Annotated in this window: 16 protein-coding genes and 1 pseudogene; 9 read left to right on the top strand and 8 right to left on the bottom strand. The window is 68.4% G+C overall.

Features of this window, described 5'->3' with window-relative positions:
- Positions 1-130: 130 nt before the first annotated feature.
- The 7 genes from ACZ466_RS09595 (at position 131) to ACZ466_RS09625 (ending at position 8181) form a co-directional block, all read left to right on the top strand.
- Positions 131-1318 (top strand): ABC transporter substrate-binding protein, encoded by a 1188-nt coding sequence (locus tag ACZ466_RS09595; RefSeq protein WP_378285629.1) that lies wholly within the window; start codon positions 131-133, stop codon positions 1316-1318.
- Positions 1319-1328: 10 nt separating this feature from the next.
- Complete coding sequence (locus ACZ466_RS09600) at positions 1329-4046, top strand: ABC transporter permease subunit (RefSeq protein ID WP_378285630.1); 2718 nt, start codon at positions 1329-1331, stop codon at positions 4044-4046.
- A 2-nt stretch (positions 4047-4048) separates the two neighbouring features.
- Entirely contained in the window at positions 4049-4741 is a 693-nt protein-coding gene (locus ACZ466_RS09605; RefSeq protein WP_378285631.1) for an ABC transporter ATP-binding protein, read from the top strand.
- Between the two features lie 218 nt (positions 4742-4959).
- Positions 4960-5901 (top strand): GlxA family transcriptional regulator, encoded by a 942-nt coding sequence (locus ACZ466_RS09610; RefSeq protein WP_378285640.1) that lies wholly within the window; start codon positions 4960-4962, stop codon positions 5899-5901.
- A 96-nt stretch (positions 5902-5997) separates the two neighbouring features.
- Positions 5998-6396, top strand: a complete 399-nt coding sequence (locus tag ACZ466_RS09615; protein ID WP_378285632.1) for a hypothetical protein — start codon at positions 5998-6000, stop codon at positions 6394-6396.
- Between the two features lie 1018 nt (positions 6397-7414).
- The gene (locus tag ACZ466_RS09620) at positions 7415-7963 is read left to right on the top strand and encodes a DUF4240 domain-containing protein (RefSeq protein ID WP_378285633.1); all 549 of its coding nucleotides are present in this window, start codon (positions 7415-7417) and stop codon (positions 7961-7963) included.
- Positions 7964-8025: 62 nt separating this feature from the next.
- Positions 8026-8181, top strand: a complete 156-nt coding sequence (locus ACZ466_RS09625) for a hypothetical protein (protein WP_464043222.1) — start codon at positions 8026-8028, stop codon at positions 8179-8181.
- Between the two features lie 52 nt (positions 8182-8233).
- Here the strand turns inward: ACZ466_RS09625 and ACZ466_RS09630 are convergent, their stop codons facing one another.
- The 3 genes from ACZ466_RS09630 to ACZ466_RS09640 form a co-directional block, all read right to left on the bottom strand.
- Positions 8234-8689 (bottom strand): serine hydrolase domain-containing protein, encoded by a 456-nt coding sequence (locus ACZ466_RS09630; RefSeq protein WP_378285634.1) that lies wholly within the window; start codon positions 8687-8689, stop codon positions 8234-8236.
- Entirely contained in the window at positions 8665-8982 is a 318-nt protein-coding gene (locus tag ACZ466_RS09635; RefSeq protein WP_378285635.1) for a serine hydrolase family protein, read from the bottom strand. The genes ACZ466_RS09630 and ACZ466_RS09635 overlap by 25 nt, the downstream gene beginning before the upstream one ends.
- A gap of 71 nt (positions 8983-9053) precedes the next feature.
- Positions 9054-9419 (bottom strand): Imm1 family immunity protein, encoded by a 366-nt coding sequence (locus ACZ466_RS09640; protein WP_378285636.1) that lies wholly within the window; start codon positions 9417-9419, stop codon positions 9054-9056.
- A 624-nt stretch (positions 9420-10043) separates the two neighbouring features.
- Between ACZ466_RS09640 and ACZ466_RS09645 the strand changes: the two genes are divergently transcribed.
- The gene (locus tag ACZ466_RS09645; RefSeq protein ID WP_378293571.1) at positions 10044-11288 is read left to right on the top strand and encodes an IS701 family transposase; all 1245 of its coding nucleotides are present in this window, start codon (positions 10044-10046) and stop codon (positions 11286-11288) included.
- A gap of 33 nt (positions 11289-11321) precedes the next feature.
- On the opposite strand, the gene ACZ466_RS09650 is transcribed toward ACZ466_RS09645, so the two are convergent.
- The 3 genes from ACZ466_RS09650 to ACZ466_RS09660 all read right to left on the bottom strand — a co-directional run bounded on the left by ACZ466_RS09650 (position 11322) and on the right by ACZ466_RS09660 (position 13644).
- Complete coding sequence (locus ACZ466_RS09650; protein ID WP_378290803.1) at positions 11322-11966, bottom strand: DUF5919 domain-containing protein; 645 nt, start codon at positions 11964-11966, stop codon at positions 11322-11324.
- Between the two features lie 431 nt (positions 11967-12397).
- Positions 12398-13069, bottom strand: a complete 672-nt coding sequence (locus ACZ466_RS09655; protein ID WP_378290805.1) for a GntR family transcriptional regulator — start codon at positions 13067-13069, stop codon at positions 12398-12400.
- Between the two features lie 44 nt (positions 13070-13113).
- Positions 13114-13644, bottom strand: a complete 531-nt coding sequence (locus tag ACZ466_RS09660; protein WP_378290807.1) for a GntR family transcriptional regulator — start codon at positions 13642-13644, stop codon at positions 13114-13116.
- A 355-nt stretch (positions 13645-13999) separates the two neighbouring features.
- Here ACZ466_RS09660 and ACZ466_RS09665 point away from each other — a divergent pair.
- Positions 14000-14413 (top strand): annotated as a pseudogene (locus ACZ466_RS09665) (ATP-binding protein); the annotation flags it as partial.
- Positions 14414-14518: 105 nt separating this feature from the next.
- Here the strand turns inward: ACZ466_RS09665 and ACZ466_RS09670 are convergent.
- Both ACZ466_RS09670 and ACZ466_RS09675 read right to left on the bottom strand, forming a co-directional pair.
- Positions 14519-14884 carry a hypothetical protein gene (locus ACZ466_RS09670; RefSeq protein ID WP_464044074.1) on the bottom strand — a complete coding sequence of 122 codons (366 nt, stop codon included), beginning with the start codon at positions 14882-14884 and terminating at the stop codon, positions 14519-14521.
- Between the two features lie 34 nt (positions 14885-14918).
- Complete coding sequence (locus ACZ466_RS09675; protein ID WP_417281735.1) at positions 14919-15584, bottom strand: recombinase family protein; 666 nt, start codon at positions 15582-15584, stop codon at positions 14919-14921.
- Positions 15585-15746: the final 162 nt, after the last annotated feature.

Consider the following 15746-nt stretch of genomic DNA (forward strand, 5'->3'; position numbering starts at 1 on the left):
ATCGCCGTGGAACGGCCGCGCCGCCGCTCCCCGGCTCGTGCCAGCGAGCCGTTCATCCCCGCGGCCCGCCTCCCCGCCGGAGCGCCATGCCCGGGATGGTCCCGAGAGGAAGAACGATCAGATGATCAGCATGCGCAGATTCGCGGCCGCCCTGTGCGCACTGGCCGTCACCGCGGGGTGCTCCTCGGCGGGAGGCTCGTCGGAGACCTCGTCCGGGAACACGATCAAGATCGGGGTCATCTGCAGCTGCTCGGGCAAGGCCGGCATGACCGGCTTCAACGTGCCCGTGCAGAGCGCCGTCATGGCCTGGGCGAAGACGGTGAACGCGTCGGGGGGCCTCAACGGGCGCCAGGTCGAGATCGTCGCCAAGGACGACGGCCTCAACCCCGGCACCGCGCTCACCGCCGCCAAGAAGCTCGTCGCGGACAAGGTGGCCGCCATCATCAACATGTCCATGATCGACCAGACCTGGGCGTCCACCGTGGAGAAGGCGAAGGTCCCGGTCGTCGGCGTGTTCAGCAACACCAAGCCGTTCGAGACGAACCCGTACTTCTTCCCCGAGGGCCAGACCGGCGGCCAGATCCACAAGGCGGTCGTCTCCATCGCCAAGGGCGCGGGGGCCGCCAACCTCGGCTTCATGTACTGCGCCGAGGCGCCCGTGTGCGCCGAGTCCGTCCCGAAGCTGGCGGCGACCGGCAAGGCGCAGGGCGTGCCGGTGGTCTACAACACCAAGATCTCCTCGACGGCGCCCAACTACACGGCGCAGTGCGTCGCGGCCCGGCAGCAGGGCGTCAGCGCGCTCTACATCGGCAGCTCGTCGGCCGTCGCCGCCAAGGTCGCCGCCGACTGCGCCCGGCAGGGATGGAACCCGATCTACATCACCCAGGGCGCGGCCTTCGGCATGAACATGGCCTCCGCCCCCGGGCTGAGCCAGAACCTCTGGATGCAGTTCGCGACCCTCCCCTTCTTCGCCGACACACCGGCCGTGCGGGCCTTCAACACCGCGATGGACAAGCACTACCCCGGCGTCCGGCAGAACACGGGCGTCTTCATCCACAACGCGTTCATGGGATGGGTCTCGGCCAAGCTGCTCGAACAGGCCATCAAGAACAGCGGCGCCGCCGCGGGCGAGAAGCCGACCGCGGCCCAGGTCGTGAAGGGCCTGGAGTCGCTCAAGGACTACACCGTGGACGGCCTGGCGCCGCCGCTGACGTTCGAGCCGGGCAAGCCGCACAAGGTCGACTGCTGGTTCACCGCGCAGGTGAAGAACGGCAGGCCCATGGTCGCCAACGACGGCAAGGTCACCTGCGCCTCCTGAGGGGTCCCCAGTGAACGAATTCCTTCCCTTCATCGTCGCGGGGCTCGCCACGGGGGCGGTGTACGGCCTGGCCGGGCTCGGGGTGGTGCTGACGTACAAGACCTCGGGCATCTTCAACTTCGGTTACGGAGCGGTGGCGGCGCTGAGCGCCTTCCTGTTCCATTTCCTCCGGGCGGACCTGGGCATCCCCTGGCCGATCGCGGCGGCGGTCTGCCTGGGGGTGCTCGCCCCGGCGATGGGCCTGCTGCTGGAACTGCTCGCCAGGTCGCTGGCCGGGGCCAACGAGACGATCAAGGTGGTCACGACGGTCGGGATGATCCTGATCGTCGCGGCCCTCGGGGCGCTGTGGCACCCCGACAACCCGCCGACGTTCGCGCCCTTTTTGCCGCAGTCGACGGTGCGGCTGCTGGGCGTCAACGTCACCTGGGAGCAGATCGTCCTGTTCGCCTTCTCGCTGGCGGCCTCGGCGGTGCTGTTCTGGTTCTTCCGGTCGGTGCGCTTCGGCATCGTCATGCGCGGGGTGGTCGACGACCCCGACCTGGTGTCGATGTCCGGGGACGACCCGGTGCGGGTCCGCCGGTGGGCGTGGATCCTCGGGACGATGTTCTCCGTGGTCGCCGGGCTGCTGCTGGCCTCGGCGCAGCCGCTGGACGGCGTGACGCTGTCGACCGTGGTCTTCGCCGCCTTCGGCGCCGCCGCGGTCGGCCGCTTCTCCAGCCTGCCGCTGACGTTCGCCGGAGGGCTGCTCATCGGCGTCGCGGTGGCGATGGTCGACAAGTACGCGGCCACCGTCGACTGGGTCGGCGGGATGGCCCCGAGCCTGCCGTTCCTGATCCTCTTCGTCGTGCTGATCGTGACGCCCCGCGGAAAGCTGGTGCAGCGGCGCCTGGTGGCCCAGGCGCAGGCGTACCGCCCCTACCACGCGCCGGCTCGGGTGCGCCTGGCTGCGGGGGCGGTCGCGGTGGGCCTGCTCGCGCTCGTGCCGGCGGTCCAGGGCGCGCAGATCGCCGTCTGGTCCGCCGCCCTGGTCCACATCATCCTGTTCCTGTCGCTGGGGCTGCTCATCCGGCAGTCCGGGCAGATCTCGCTGTGCCACATGGCGTTCGCGGCGGTGGGGGCGGCGGCGTTCGCGCACTTCGCCGCCGTCGAGGGCATGCCCTGGGCGGCGGCGCTGCTGCTGGCGGCCCTGGTGGCGGTGCCCGTCGGCGCGCTGATCGCGATCCCGGCGGTGCGGGTGTCGGGGGTGTTCCTGGCGCTGGCGACGCTCGGCTTCGGGATCCTGGCCCAGCAGGTCTTCTACACCCGCGGCTTCATGTTCGGGGACTCCACGATGGGGATCCCCGCGCCGCGCCCGACCTTCACGATCGGCTCCCTGGACTTCTCCACCGACGAGGGCTTCTACTACCTCCTGCTCGTCGCGGCGCTGCTGGTGGTGGTGCTGGTGGTGGCGATCGGCCACGGCCGCCTCGGCCGGCTGCTGGAGGCGATGGCGGACTCGCCGCTGGCCCTGGAGACGCACGGGGCGACCTCCAGCGTCCTGAAGGTGATCGTCTTCTGCCTCTCGGCGGCCCTGGCCTCCCTGGCGGGCGCGTTCACGGGCATGCTCTACCAGTTCGGCATCGGCACCTACTTCGAATGGTTCAACTCCATCCTCATCGTGGCCGTGGTCCTGCTGGTCACGGTAGGCAGCCCCTGGTACGCGGTCATCGCGGCGATCGCGTACTCGGTCATTCCGGGTTACCTGCACGGCGGGGCCACGACCAACTCGGTGCTGCAGCTGCTCTTCGGGCTGGGCGCCGTCACCGCCGTGTACGCCACCCGTGCCGCCGGCACGCCCGAACCGGTCCGGAACTTCCTGGACCGCCTGGGCGGCCGCCGCCCCGCCCCGGCCACCACGGGCGAGGCCCGTCCGGCGCCCCGTGCCCCCGTCACCGTGCGACGCGAGGAGCCCGCCGGGAAGGGGCTGGAGGTCCGAGACCTGACCGTCCGCTTCGGCGGCGTCACCGCGGTCGACAACGTGAGCCTGACGGCTCCGCCCGGCGCGATCACCGGTCTGGTCGGCCCGAACGGCGCAGGCAAGACGACGACGTTCAACGCGTGCAGCGGCCTCAACTCGCCCACCTCGGGCCGGATCCTGCTGCACGGCGCGGACGTCACCCGCGCGAGCCCCGCCCGCCGGGCCAGGCGCGGCCTGGGCCGCACGTTCCAGCGCACCGAGCTGTTCGGCAGCCTGACCGTGCGGCAGAACATCGCCATGGGCCGCGAGGCGGCGCTGGCCGGCGGCAACCCCCTCGCCCAGCTCGCCGGCTCCCGGCACGCCGCCCGGCTGGTCGCGGACGCCGCCGAGGAGGCGATGGCGCTCACCGGGACCGACCGCATCGCCGACGTCCAGGCGGGCCTGCTGCCGATCGGGCAGCGGCGGCTGGTGGAGCTGGCGCGGGCGCTGGCCGGGCCGTTCGACCTGCTGCTCCTGGACGAGCCGTCGTCCGGGCTCGACGCCTACGAGACCGAGGAGTTCGGGCGGGTCCTGAAGACCGTGGTCCGGGAGCGGGGCACCGGGATCCTACTGGTGGAACACGATATGACGCTGGTCCGCGAGGTCTGCGACCGCGTCCACGTCCTCGACTTCGGGTCGCTCATCTTCGAGGGGACGCCCGAGGAGATGCACGCCTCGGAGCGGGTGCGCGCCGCGTACCTCGGCGACGCCGTCGCACTGGCAGGTGAGTGAGCATGCTGACGCTTGAGTCCGTGACCGCCGGTTACGGCGAGTCGACCGTCCTGCGGGACGTGAGCTTCACGGTCGGCGAGGGCGATGTCGTGGCCCTCCTCGGCCCGAACGGCGCGGGGAAGACGACGCTTCTCCGTACGGCCACCGGGTTCGTCAAGCCGCGGTCCGGCCGGATCGCCTTCCGCGGCGACGACGTCACCGGCAGGCCGCCGCACGAGTTCGCGAGGCGCGGCGTCTGCCACCTGCCCGAGGGCCGGGGCATCTTCCCGTCCCTCACCGTGAAGGAGAACCTCACGATCCAGGCCCGCGGCCGGGAGCGGGACGAGGCGATCGCGGAGGCGACGCGGCTGTTCCCGGTCCTCGGCGACCGGCTGCGCCAGACCGCCGGGAGCCTGTCCGGCGGTGAGCAGCAGATGCTCGCCCTGTCGAGGGCGTACCTGACCCGCCCCAAACTGGTCGTCGTCGACGAGGCATCACTGGGCCTCGCGCCGCTGATCGTGGACAAGATCTACGACGCGCTGGCCCGTCTCGTGGAGGAGGGGATGTCGCTGGTCATCGTGGAGCAGTACGTCAACAAGGCGCTCGCCCTGGCGAACACGGTCTACATCCTCAGCCGCGGCGAGGTCGTCCACACCGGCGAGGCGGGCGAACTGGACACGGGCGAGATCTACGAGCGCTACCTGGGCATCGACTGACGCCCAAATAGCGCGGCCGGGACGGATCTCCGCCCGATCCGTTCGCGGCAATGGCTCGGCGGCCCGGCCTTCGGACCGATCGCTGACAATCCAGCACGGCCGTGGGCATCATGGCTCCATCCCTCCGGGCACAGGGAAGGCGGCTGCTGGTGAGCACCGGATCTCTCCGTAAGGCTTTCGTTGGAGATTGGGACGAGGAGAATCGGCGCATTGTCGTGATGCTCTTCGACGGGGCTCTGCTGGCCAGCATGTCCTTCGCGTTCGGGGTGTTCGATCTCGCCTCCCACTACGGGGCCCTCCCCGGGGCGGAGGTGGCGGTCGTCGCGGGCGAACCGGGCTCGACGCTCACGGGCGGTGGGTTGACCTGCGCGGTCCCCTACGACCTGCAGGCGGTCCGGGTCGCCGATCTGGTCGTCGTGCCGAACCTGCCTCAACCTTCGGCCGAGGATCCGCCCGAGCCCGCGCTGGAGGCACTGCGCGCGGCGCATGGCCGGGGTGCCCGCGTCGCCGGGCTGTGCAGCGGGACGTTCGTCCTGGCGGCGGCCGGTCTGCTGGACGGTCGCCCGGCGACGACGCACTGGGCGCTCGCCGACCGGCTGGCCGAAATGTACCCGAGGGTTCGCGTCGACGCGTCCGCCCTGTACATCGATGACGGCGACGTGCTGACCGCGGGCGGCGGCGCTGCGGGGATCGACGTCGGTCTCCACCTCGTCCGGACGATGATGGGAGCTTCGGCCGCCAACCGGATGGCGAGGGCGATGGTGGTCGCACCGCACCGACCAGGCGGGCAGGCGCAGTTCATCGAGACACCGGTCCCGGATGGCGACACCGATGATCCGGTGGTCGAGACGATCGCCTGGGCGCACACCAGACTCGACACCGCCCTGCCGGTGAGCCTGCTGGCGGAAAGGGCGCATATGAGCAGGCGCAACTACGACCGGCGGTTCCGGGAGATCACCGGAGCCGCGCCGGGGAGATGGCTGACCCATCAACGGGTCATTCGGGCCCAGCAGTTGCTGGAGCTCAGTGATCTGCCGGTCGACGAGATCGCCCGGTCGTGCGGATTCTCCTCGGCCGCCGCGCTGCGCCCGCACTTCCGGCGGCTGCTCGGAGTCACCATGACCGACTACCGCAACACGTTCTCACACAGGCTGTCCTGAAACCGATCGCCCTTGGCCAAAACACTTCTCGCGCCAATCGGCCTCGTTTCCCAGAATCGGATGTCATCCAGGCGGTTCATCGAGAACGGGGGAAACATGACCCGGTTCGGCAAGCTCGCCCGCTGTGCGGCGACGGCTGTAGTGGCCGTCGGCGCCGTCTCGCTCGCGGCCGGTCCGGCCAACGCCGACTCCAAGACGTGCAAGAAGTTCTACGTCGGCGGCGGCTGGGGCTGCTACCAGTCGTACGGCGACATCATCAGGGTCAAGGACACCAGCTGGGACGGCTGGGGCGTCCGGGTGAAGTGGCACACCGCCGATGGGCGGTCCGGCAACTGCGTGGACGGCAACGGCTCCAACAACGGCACCGTGACCTGCAACAAGGACTTCGCCGAAAAGCTCTCCAACGGCGAGAAGAACCTGATCACCTACCGGGTCCAGGAGATCGAGGACGGGGACATCGGCGACGAAAGCGGCTGGCAGGGCGTCGAGACATAACCGGATGCGCCTTGAGCCTCAGGCCCGGCCCCTTCGCCCAGGCCACGGCCCTTGCGCGGCGGAATCGGTCCGTCACGGCGTGCGCCGAGGAGCGGTGGAGGCCGGCGAGGGCACCGTGCAGGGGTGGCACCTGACGCGCGGTCTACCGACCGGCCGAGGCGCGGGCCCTGGCCGGTCAGGGCACCGATGGCGGGGGCGGCGGCAACGGGGGCTCGCCGCACCCGCTGCCCCTCCGGTCGCACCGGTGCTTCGGAAACACCGGCGTCGCGGCCGTCTGGGCTCAGCCGCTCCCGCGCAGCCCGGACCCACTACCCGACCACACCGAACCCGACCGGCCACCGTCGCGAACCTCCTCGGCTGGTCGGTACACACCGATGGATACTCCGAGACCAGCCGAGGAGGTTCGCGACAGTGCCTGGCCGGTGCCGGAAGCCCCTGGAAACCGAACTCGGAGGCCCGTGGCGGCGGCATTGGTTATCTGCCCGCGGTGTTCGCATGAACCCCGCCACCAGCGGCTCCTCCACCACACCTGCCCCAACGGCACAGATCACCAGTTCCTGGGCGCGGAACTCATCCGCGTAATGATCGGAACGCTCCTGGAAACGTCAAGTGACCTTTCCCTGGTCAGTGGCACCACCAGACGCCCTCACCAGCGCGGCGATCTTCCACCTCGCCCAGTGCCTCCTGCAACTCCCCGACCCCGCCGAGCTGGCGCAACGTCTCGCGCCCCTCCTCGGCCACGCCTGGGAAACAGACCGCAGAGCCACCGAGAGCCTGCGGACCAGCATCAAACTCTCCAGGCCACTCGCCCACGCAATAGCCAGGACCCACGGCCTCCACGAGTCAGAAACGAATAGCAGCGCACCTTCGGCTCGCGAGCCCTACGACTCACCGCATCGGTGATCCCGACGCCCCTGACGGCCGGACGTCTCCATCACTGCGCCACACTCAACCCTGTGATCGACTTCATCGACGAGTTCCTCAAGCTCAGGTCCGTCTTCTCTGACACCATCCCACCATGGATCACGATGACTTCTGGCCGATCATCGAACGAGCCCGCGATCTGGGCGGCCCTCTCCATGAGGCCTTGGAAACAGTCCTGGCAGGCATGCCGGCCGAGGTAGTCGTTGACTATCGCCAGCATTACGACGAGCACAAGGCGGCGCTCTACCGCTGGGATGTCTGGGCCGCCGCCTATCTGATCGGCGGTGGCTGCAGCGACGACTCCTTCATGGACTTCCGAGCAGGCATCATCGCCCGGGGGCGTGAGAGTTACCAGATCGCCCTCACCAACCCGGACGGCCTCGCAGCCCTCTCGCTCGTTCAAACATCCGCCTTGGCTGGAGACGACGGCGAGGACATCTTCTACGAGGAGTTCACCTACGCCCCGTCTCATGCCTACGAACGCATTACAGGCAACGACGGTCTCTTCGAAGCTCAGGAGCAGCGGCATCCGCAGCAGTCTGGGGAGCACGACATGGGTGAGGACTTCGACTTCGATGACTCCGCCGAGATGCACCGCCGGCTACCTCGGTTGGCGGCCCTGTTCCTGGGCTCCTCCGAGTAGGTCACACTGGCCTGGCGGATCCACTCGACCTCCACCGTGCCGACCGCCGGGCGGGGAGGCTCTTGGATGACAGGATCGTCTGGGACGACCTCTCCTGGTGGGCACTGAACCGTCTCTACGGAATCGATCTCCCCACGTATGAGAGCGGTGGCTTCCTGCGCGATGACGAACAGGTGCGGCAATGGCTCGCAGAGCTGAGAAATCGCCGAGCAATGTGAACCGCCCCGGGCAGGGACTCTTTCTTCGGGTCGGCCATGCCGTGGCCGCGCGTCAGCCGTCGCCGTCGCCGGGTGAAGCCCCGGTGATGGCCTGCGACTGCTTTCCGACGATCTCCCCCAGCGGTATGTCGTTGTGATTGCCGAGGACGACGCCGACCCACCCGGTGTCCGGGTAGACGCTCCAGTAGGTGCAACTGCCGGGGTGGGGGCCGCCGCGCCCGAGCTCCCACCGGTCTTCGACGATGTGGGCTGTCATGCCGGTCACGGCCTCGACGATCTGCACGACGACTTCCGCACCCCAGCCGGGTTTCTTCGAACCCGCGCCGGGGGCCGCGTCCAGCTTCGCCTGCCGGTGGCACTCGTGCTGCTCCTGCTTGCTGTGGAAGATGCGTTGGTGGTCGTGCTCCGGAAAGGACAGCCCCGAGGTGCCCATGAGCAGGTGGTGGATGCGCACCTGCTCAGCGATCTCCTTGGCGAAACCGGTCAGGTAGGTGCCACCGTGTCCCACAGCTTCACCTTGCCCCGCTGCGCCAGCTGCACGATGGACAGGCTGAGGAACGGCCCGCCGTAGAGGTTGAACGCGGCACCTTCGTGGTTACCGATCCCCTTCTCCTTGTCGGCCATGCCGTAGCTGCGCGACAGCACCGTCCGGCCCCGGTGCGACAGCAGCACCACTCCGGAGAACTTGTCCTCGGCGGCCGGCTTCGCGATGTACCGGTCGTTGGCGCCGACGACGCGTTCCCGTTCCCGAGGGTGGTCCTGGCAGGTGATGGGGACTGCCCACCCGTCATCTTGGCACATGCCGCAAGGGACCTTCTTGACGCGCTCGCCCATGGGGCGCGCGACCGATGGTCGCACGCCTTCCTTGACCTTTAGGGATCTTTAGGTTGCCACCGCACCGCTTGCGGTACCTGTCCTCGCAGCTGGATGAACTCAACCAGGGTGGCGCGGAACGTCGTCAGCGGGACACCGCTGCCGGCAGGCCATCCAGCCTCGGACTCCGCTGCCAACGCAGGTGAGGCAGGTTCGCCGACGCTGTGGCCGAACATCGATGAACCGTAATATGCCAGGTAACCAAATCCATGGGCGACATGGACGACGAGCAAGCCGTCCTCTCCGTCGTCGCCCTGAATCACGGCGTCGGGCGACCCAGGGCGCGCCAGTAGCGAAATGAACCGCTCCAAGGATTCCTCGGAGTCCAAAGCGATATTCGTGCCCTGATTGTAGCCCGTGGGCACGCCTGCATGGTAGGTCAAGATCCGTCGGCCTTTCCTGGGCATGTCGTTGTGTGGCCGTCTCCGTCCACCACATGCAACTTGCGACCGGGCGCCAAGAAGTGCTCAATGTACCTGCGGCAACTGTGATTCCAGTCATTATCGAATCCCCGTGTTCCGCACATCTTTCGATCCATGACCACGGTTTCTTCCGAGAAGTGTTCACCGCGATCGTGGACGCCGCCGCCGTCCGCGCGAAAAAGGGGGCACACTGACCGGCCCCAATCCGGTCGATACGTTCAAGCCGTTGTTCATGGCGCTGCCCGCGATCCGCTCCCGGCGCGGACCGCGCCGTCGGCCGCCGCGCAAGGCCCGCGGCATCAAGGCCCACGCGCCCGCAAGGCCGCCCCATGATTCCTAGAGCATCCGTCAAACATGCCTGGACCAAAACGTCAAGCATCTCCTGGGACTGGACAGCGGTTACCCTAATACTCCAGCTGTAGATCGCGATCTTGCTGGTTAAGGGCGTTTGGAAGCAGGACGGCCACCGCGTGATCATCGTTGTTTGTGAGGACAAACGAAAACCGGGCGGTGGCCGCTGGCCACAGCGTAGACCCTGGCCGCTGGCAGAGCATGTTCGATGACCTGATGGGCCATCTGGCCTGCCGATTCACCCGGGTGGAGCCACGACGCACGGCCCGGGCGATGCTGCTGGGGCTGCTGGCCGAGCTGCCGCGCAAGAACTGCTGGACGCTGGCTGAGCACGCCGGTCACGCCACCCCGGACGCGATGCAGCATCTGCTGTCGCGGGCGAGTTGGGATGCCGACGCCGTACGCGATGATCTGCGCCGGTACGTGACCGCCCGCCTCGCCGGCGCCGGGGCGGTGCTGGTGGTGGACGAGACCGGCGACCTGAAGAAGGGCACCCGCACGGCCGGGGTGCAACGCCAGTACACCGGCACCGCCGGCCGCATCGAGAACAGCCAGGTCGCGGTGTTCCTGGCCTACGCGGCCGACGCCGGGCACGCCTTCATCGACCGGGAGCTGTATCTGCCCCACGTCTGGGCCGGCGACGACCAGCGACGCCATGACGCCCGAGTGCCCGCCGACCGAGCCTTCGCCACCAAGGGCGAGCTGGCCCGCCGCATGATCGCCCGCGCGCTGGACGCCGGAACGCAGGCCGAGTGGGTGGCCGCCGACGAGGTCTACGGCCAGTACCCTGCCCTGCGCCGTGAGCTGGAGGAACGCGGCGTGGGATATGTGCTGGCGGTGGCGGCCTCCCACCGGGTCGCCCTGCCCATCGGCGCCCGCCGTGCCGACCAGGTGGCCGCCGCCCTTCCCCAGCGGGCCTGGCAGCGGCTGTCGGCCGGGGCAGGCGCCAAGGGCCATCGTCTTTATGACTGGGCGCTGGTCGACACCGACCGGCGGACCGACCGGCCGGGATGCCGGTGGCTGCTGATCCGGCGCAACCGCCGCACACGGGAACTGGCGTTCTACCGCTGCTACGCGCCCGGCCCGGTGCCGGTCGCGGCGCTGGTGAAGGTTGCCGGACGGCGCTGGACCATCGAGGAGGCGTTCCAGGCCGGCAAGGGCCTGTGCGGTCTGGACCAGCACCAGGTCCGCACCTGGAGATCCTGGTACCGGTGGACCACCCTCGCCATGCTCGCGCACGCCTTCCTGGCCGCCGTGACCACAGCCGAACGCGCCCGCCTCGGCGACCAACCCGACCTGGCCCCGATCACTTTGGCCGAGGTTCAGCGGCTACTGACCCGCATGACCTCACGCACGGCCCCTGATCCCGCGCACTGCCTGCACTGGTCGCACTGGCGGCGACGCCACCAAGCCCGCGCCCGCACCTGCCACTACCAGCGACAATCCACCCGGAAACGATAAAGATCACCTTCTACGGCTGGAGTACTAAGCCGTTCACTGCGCGGCGATGGGGCGCCCTTCGTTCCACAGTTGGACGAAGTGCTGGGTGAACCGGTCGAACAGACCATCGCTCTGCTGCTTCCGAAGATGCAGCATGGGTGAATCGTGGCCGACCAGGTGTGCGAGGTGCGGTGTGACCAACATCTGATCATCGAAGATGAAGACGCTCATGGCAATGTGGTCGTCCCCGTACCGGGCTTCGACACCAGGTGCGTCCATGATCTTCTGTAGCTCGTCCAGCGTCACCCGGATACGCGTGCCCACGGTCAGGGCAACCTGCTCTTGCTCCTCGCGGCGTCGTGTCACTTCACTGGCAGGGTCACCGACCAGGAAGCGGACGCGACATCCGCGTTCGGCCTTGCTGCGAAGTGCGGTTCCGAGGTTGGGGATCTCCAGCCACAGAAAGTAGTTCGTGTAGCCGGCGAAGGTGAGGTCACGACGAGCTTCCTGGATCAGGTTGCGCCACACGGACTTGGGACAGTCTGATCGGTGAGGGTAGACCGCGAGGATCTCCCTGTCCGGTCCGGTCTTGACGTTCTTCCGGATGCTCTCGGGCCACAGCACGGCCTCATCAACTCCCAGCGCCTCGGCGGCCGCCCAGCGGTGGCGGGGATGCGGGACTCTGCTCTCATCGGCCACCACCCGAACGCGCGTCATCGGGGACGAATGCCTCGCGAGGTACGGCTCGGCGGAAGTCGGCAGGCGTCAGCCCTGCCATACGCTGCCGGTTTTGATCTCGCTGGTGCCGTTGCACATGCCGCATGGATCCATTTTCCGTGTTTGCCCACGTCACACCCCTCGTTGTCGGACCGGGAAATGATAAGCGGGCTACCTGCCGGGCTCTATGACGAATTACCGAACCGACATGATCGGCGCTGAGCCCGACGCACCGGTCAGGCGGGGGTGGGGACGAGTACGCGGATCGCGCATAGTTGGCGAACGGTCTCCGGTTCGGCGTTCGCAGCATCCCGATCACGGCAAGCCCCGGACGGCCAAGGAAGCAGGAGTCGACGCTGCAATGGCCTCAGGGGAACAGTCAGCCGGACCTCTGGGCACGTCGCTCCAGGTGGTCAGACGGGCAAGCGGTACACCAGTTCGTACAGGTGGGAGCCCTTGACGAGTACCGAGACCTCTACGGGCCGCTCGTCGTGCGAGTAGGCGACCCGGAACTGCCGGATCACCGGAACCTCTGGCAGTCCCAGCAGGTCGACCTCTTCGCTCGTTGGCGCACGCGAGGACACCGCGTCCACCAAGTGCTGCAGGCCGTACCCAAGATCGGCCAGAACGCGGTGGGCGCCGCCGGGGATCCTGCGTGGCCCAGCCAGTTCGGTACCGCCCGCCAACTCCAAGGGGTAGTACGACCGGTCGACCTCTACCGGCCGACCACCGTGGCGCAGCAATCGCCGACGCAGCAGCACCCGATCACCAGGGGCGATGCCGAACGCGTCGGCGACCTCATTCGGCGCCGGGACCTCCCCGACTTCCAGCAGCTCGTAGGAGTAGCCACCGGGGGTGGGCGGGAAGTAGGCCCCGACCGCTATCCGGAACGGCTGACGATCCCGGACGTAGACGCCCTTGCCTTGACGGCTCGTCAGGAAGCCCTCGGCTTTGAGTACCGCAAGAGCCTTTTGCACGGTCGTGTTGGAGACGCCGAACTCGGTGACCAGATGTGCTGTGGAGGGCAGTTGCGTGCCCGGCAACAGGTCTCCGGCCATGATCCGGGCCCGAATGTCCGCCGCCATCTGCTCATACGGAGGCCGGTCGTCCGCTCGTTGCGCCAACGCCCTCAACTCGCGATCAGCCGGTACCGGAGGTGACGCCCCTCCGCAAGCATCACCATGACCGACGCCTCGAACGCCATACCTTTGGCGTTTAGGCAGGTGCGCGACAGAACGATCACTGGTGTCTCCACCGGTACCCCCAACGTGGTGGCCTCATCCGCCGTTGCGGCCCGAAACGATATGTCCTCCCGCGCCTCGTGCACCGAGTGGCCCAGGCTCGCGAGCAGGGTTACGGCTCCACCTTTGATCTTGCCCATGGCGGCCAGAGCGGTGCCGCCTGCGATCTCGGCCGGGTACCACGAATCAGTCAGCTCGACGGGCTGACCGTCAAGGAGCATCGTTCTACGGCGCACGACGGCCGGAGCTTCCGGATCCAGCCTCAGCGCCGACCCTACGTCCGGGGGCGGAACCGCGACCGAGACCTCCCGCAACCGTTGCGTACCGACCCGGCCGGCCTGCGCGGCTTCCTCGGTCCATGCATCAGCCTGGCCCTCCTGCCGGGGCGACAGGTACGGCAGAGAACTCACGATCCACACGACGCTCCCCCTCGTGTCCTAGCACTTCTCGCGAAACCCATTATGGACGCTCTGATCCGCGGGCGAGCAGACTTGCCGATCATGCGCGCCAACGTGAGGCGCGGCGGCTGGGATGTGCGATTTCGATGCGCCACGGCCCTCCGGCTCCTCGCCATCGCGCCAGGTCAGCCAGTACCGGCGCAGGCTCCGCCCGCTCCACCAGACCCAGCCGCAGCAGAGCGGCACCGTCCAACGGCACGCGTCTCCTGCGGTCAGCTTCTCACGGTTCCACTTGTGCGCTTATCGCGATATCCATTAAAGTTCTAATGACTAGAGGTGATCGAATGATTACGCCAAGGCGCCATCGGAGGTTCGGATGAGCGCGGACACGGTGACTCCGGCCGGGCTGGAGGTGCGATTCCTGGCGGCGGCGACGGCTCCCGGGCAGGTTCGTACGCACCTGAGGTTCCGGCTCACGGAATGGGGGCTCCTGCACGTCGCGGACGACGTGTACCTGATCGCCACCGAGTTGATCACCAACGCGCTGGAGGCCACGCCCGACGGCGAGATCCGCGTGAGCTTCGCGCGCGAACGGCACAGCCTCCTACTCGGGGTCTGGGACCGCTCGGACAGGTCACCTGTGAGCAGGCGAGTCCCGGTCTCGCAGGCGGACGTCGCTCCCGATCCGGAGGCGCTGACCGTAGGGCACGACGACGGCACAGGCGGCTGGGGCCTGCCCATCGTGGAGGCGCTGTCGTCCGAGTGCGGGGTGCGCAGGACCGACCCGCGCGGCAAGTGGGTCTGCGAGGGTTTCGCTGTGAGCCGATCCGGTCACAGTGCGGGCCCTGCACGGGCGGGCAGGCGAGGTGTTGAGCGCCGATCTATTGTCAGTGCTTCACGCCGATTTATTGTCAGCGGCGGGCCCGGGCTGGGTGGTGTAGCAGCGTGGGCACGTCATAGTGGTGAGGCTGCTGGGGACCTTCCAGGCGTAGCGGCACAGGAAGGTACGGCGGCAGCTCACCGGGGTGTCGTTGGGGAGCAGCTCGCCGATCTCCAGCGGTCCGGCTCGGCCGCAGGTGCGGCAGGTCCATTCGGGCGGTGTTTGGATGCTGTCGACGGGTTGACCGTGGCGGTACGTGGTCGAGCTCCAGATCCGCATGGTTCCGTCACTGCCGATGTTGGCGCACTGCGCGCAGCGGATCCAGCGGGGATCACTCGCCATGGAGCGGTTGAGGGCGATTGATATCAGCATCCGGATCACGGGCAGAGCCTTCCTGGTCTGCGCAAGGCGGGGGTCAGCGGTCGGCGAGCTCGCGGCCGGCTGCGCGAAGGTCGCGCAACTCGGGGATGTGGTTGTACAGCGTCCCCGCGGAGACGCCCAGCAGCTTGGCGATCGAGGTGATGGAGTGCTGGGGGTTGGGGAGCATGTCGCGGGCGGCGCGCAGTAGGTCGTCGTTGACGACGGTGGGGCGTCCTCCGACGCGGCCGTGGGCGCGGGCGGCGGCCAGGCCCTCGCGGGTGCCTTGGACGATGAGTTCGCGGATGAACTCGGCCAGGGCGGCGAAGACGTGGAGGACCAGGCGGCCGCCGGGGGTGGTGGTGTCGAGGTTCTCGCGCAGGCTGGTGAATCCGATCTGGCGGGCGCGTAGCTCGGCGACCATGGCGATGAGGTCCTGCAGGGAGCGGCCGTAGCGGTCCAGGCTCGGGACGACAAGGGTGTCGCCGGCGTCGAGGAAGGCGTGGCAGGCCGTCAGTTCGGGGCGTTGGGCGGTGCGGCCGGATTTCTTGTCGGCGAACACCTTGCGGCATCCGGCGGCCTTGAGCGCGTCGATCTGCGGTTGCAGGTTCTGCCCGGTGGTGGAGACGCGGGCGTAGCCGATGCGGATCTGGGTGAGTTGGAGAGGGAAGGCGGTCAGCGGATCGGCCGGGAGTTCCAGCGCGGTCGTCGGGGTGGTGGTCACACCCCGGATCGTCTCAACAAACGGCGCTTGCGGCTTGTTGAACGGCCCAGTTTGTTGAAGGGGTTTCTGAAGGGATTTCCGGGGGCGCCGGATCGCCGCGAGTGTGTCGATTTCCGAAGTGGCCTGCACAGATGTCTGCAGTCATCTGCACGTAGTGGGATG

The organism is Actinomadura rugatobispora, from assembly GCF_055379765.1.

Coding starts and splice junctions, on each gene's coding strand:
- ACZ466_RS09595 (WP_378285629.1), top strand. CDS start 131: ATGCGCAGATTCGCGGCCGCCCTGTGCGCACTGGCCGTCACCGCGGGG.
- ACZ466_RS09605 (WP_378285631.1), top strand. CDS start 4,049: ATGCTGACGCTTGAGTCCGTGACCGCCGGTTACGGCGAGTCGACCGTC.
- ACZ466_RS09610 (WP_378285640.1), top strand. CDS start 4,960: ATGCTCTTCGACGGGGCTCTGCTGGCCAGCATGTCCTTCGCGTTCGGG.
- ACZ466_RS09615 (WP_378285632.1), top strand. CDS start 5,998: ATGACCCGGTTCGGCAAGCTCGCCCGCTGTGCGGCGACGGCTGTAGTG.
- ACZ466_RS09620 (WP_378285633.1), top strand. CDS start 7,415: ATGGATCACGATGACTTCTGGCCGATCATCGAACGAGCCCGCGATCTG.
- ACZ466_RS09635 (WP_378285635.1), bottom strand. CDS start 8,982: ATGTGCCAAGATGACGGGTGGGCAGTCCCCATCACCTGCCAGGACCAC.
- ACZ466_RS09645 (WP_378293571.1), top strand. CDS start 10,044: ATGGGCCATCTGGCCTGCCGATTCACCCGGGTGGAGCCACGACGCACG.
- ACZ466_RS09655 (WP_378290805.1), bottom strand. CDS start 13,069: ATGGCGGCGGACATTCGGGCCCGGATCATGGCCGGAGACCTGTTGCCG.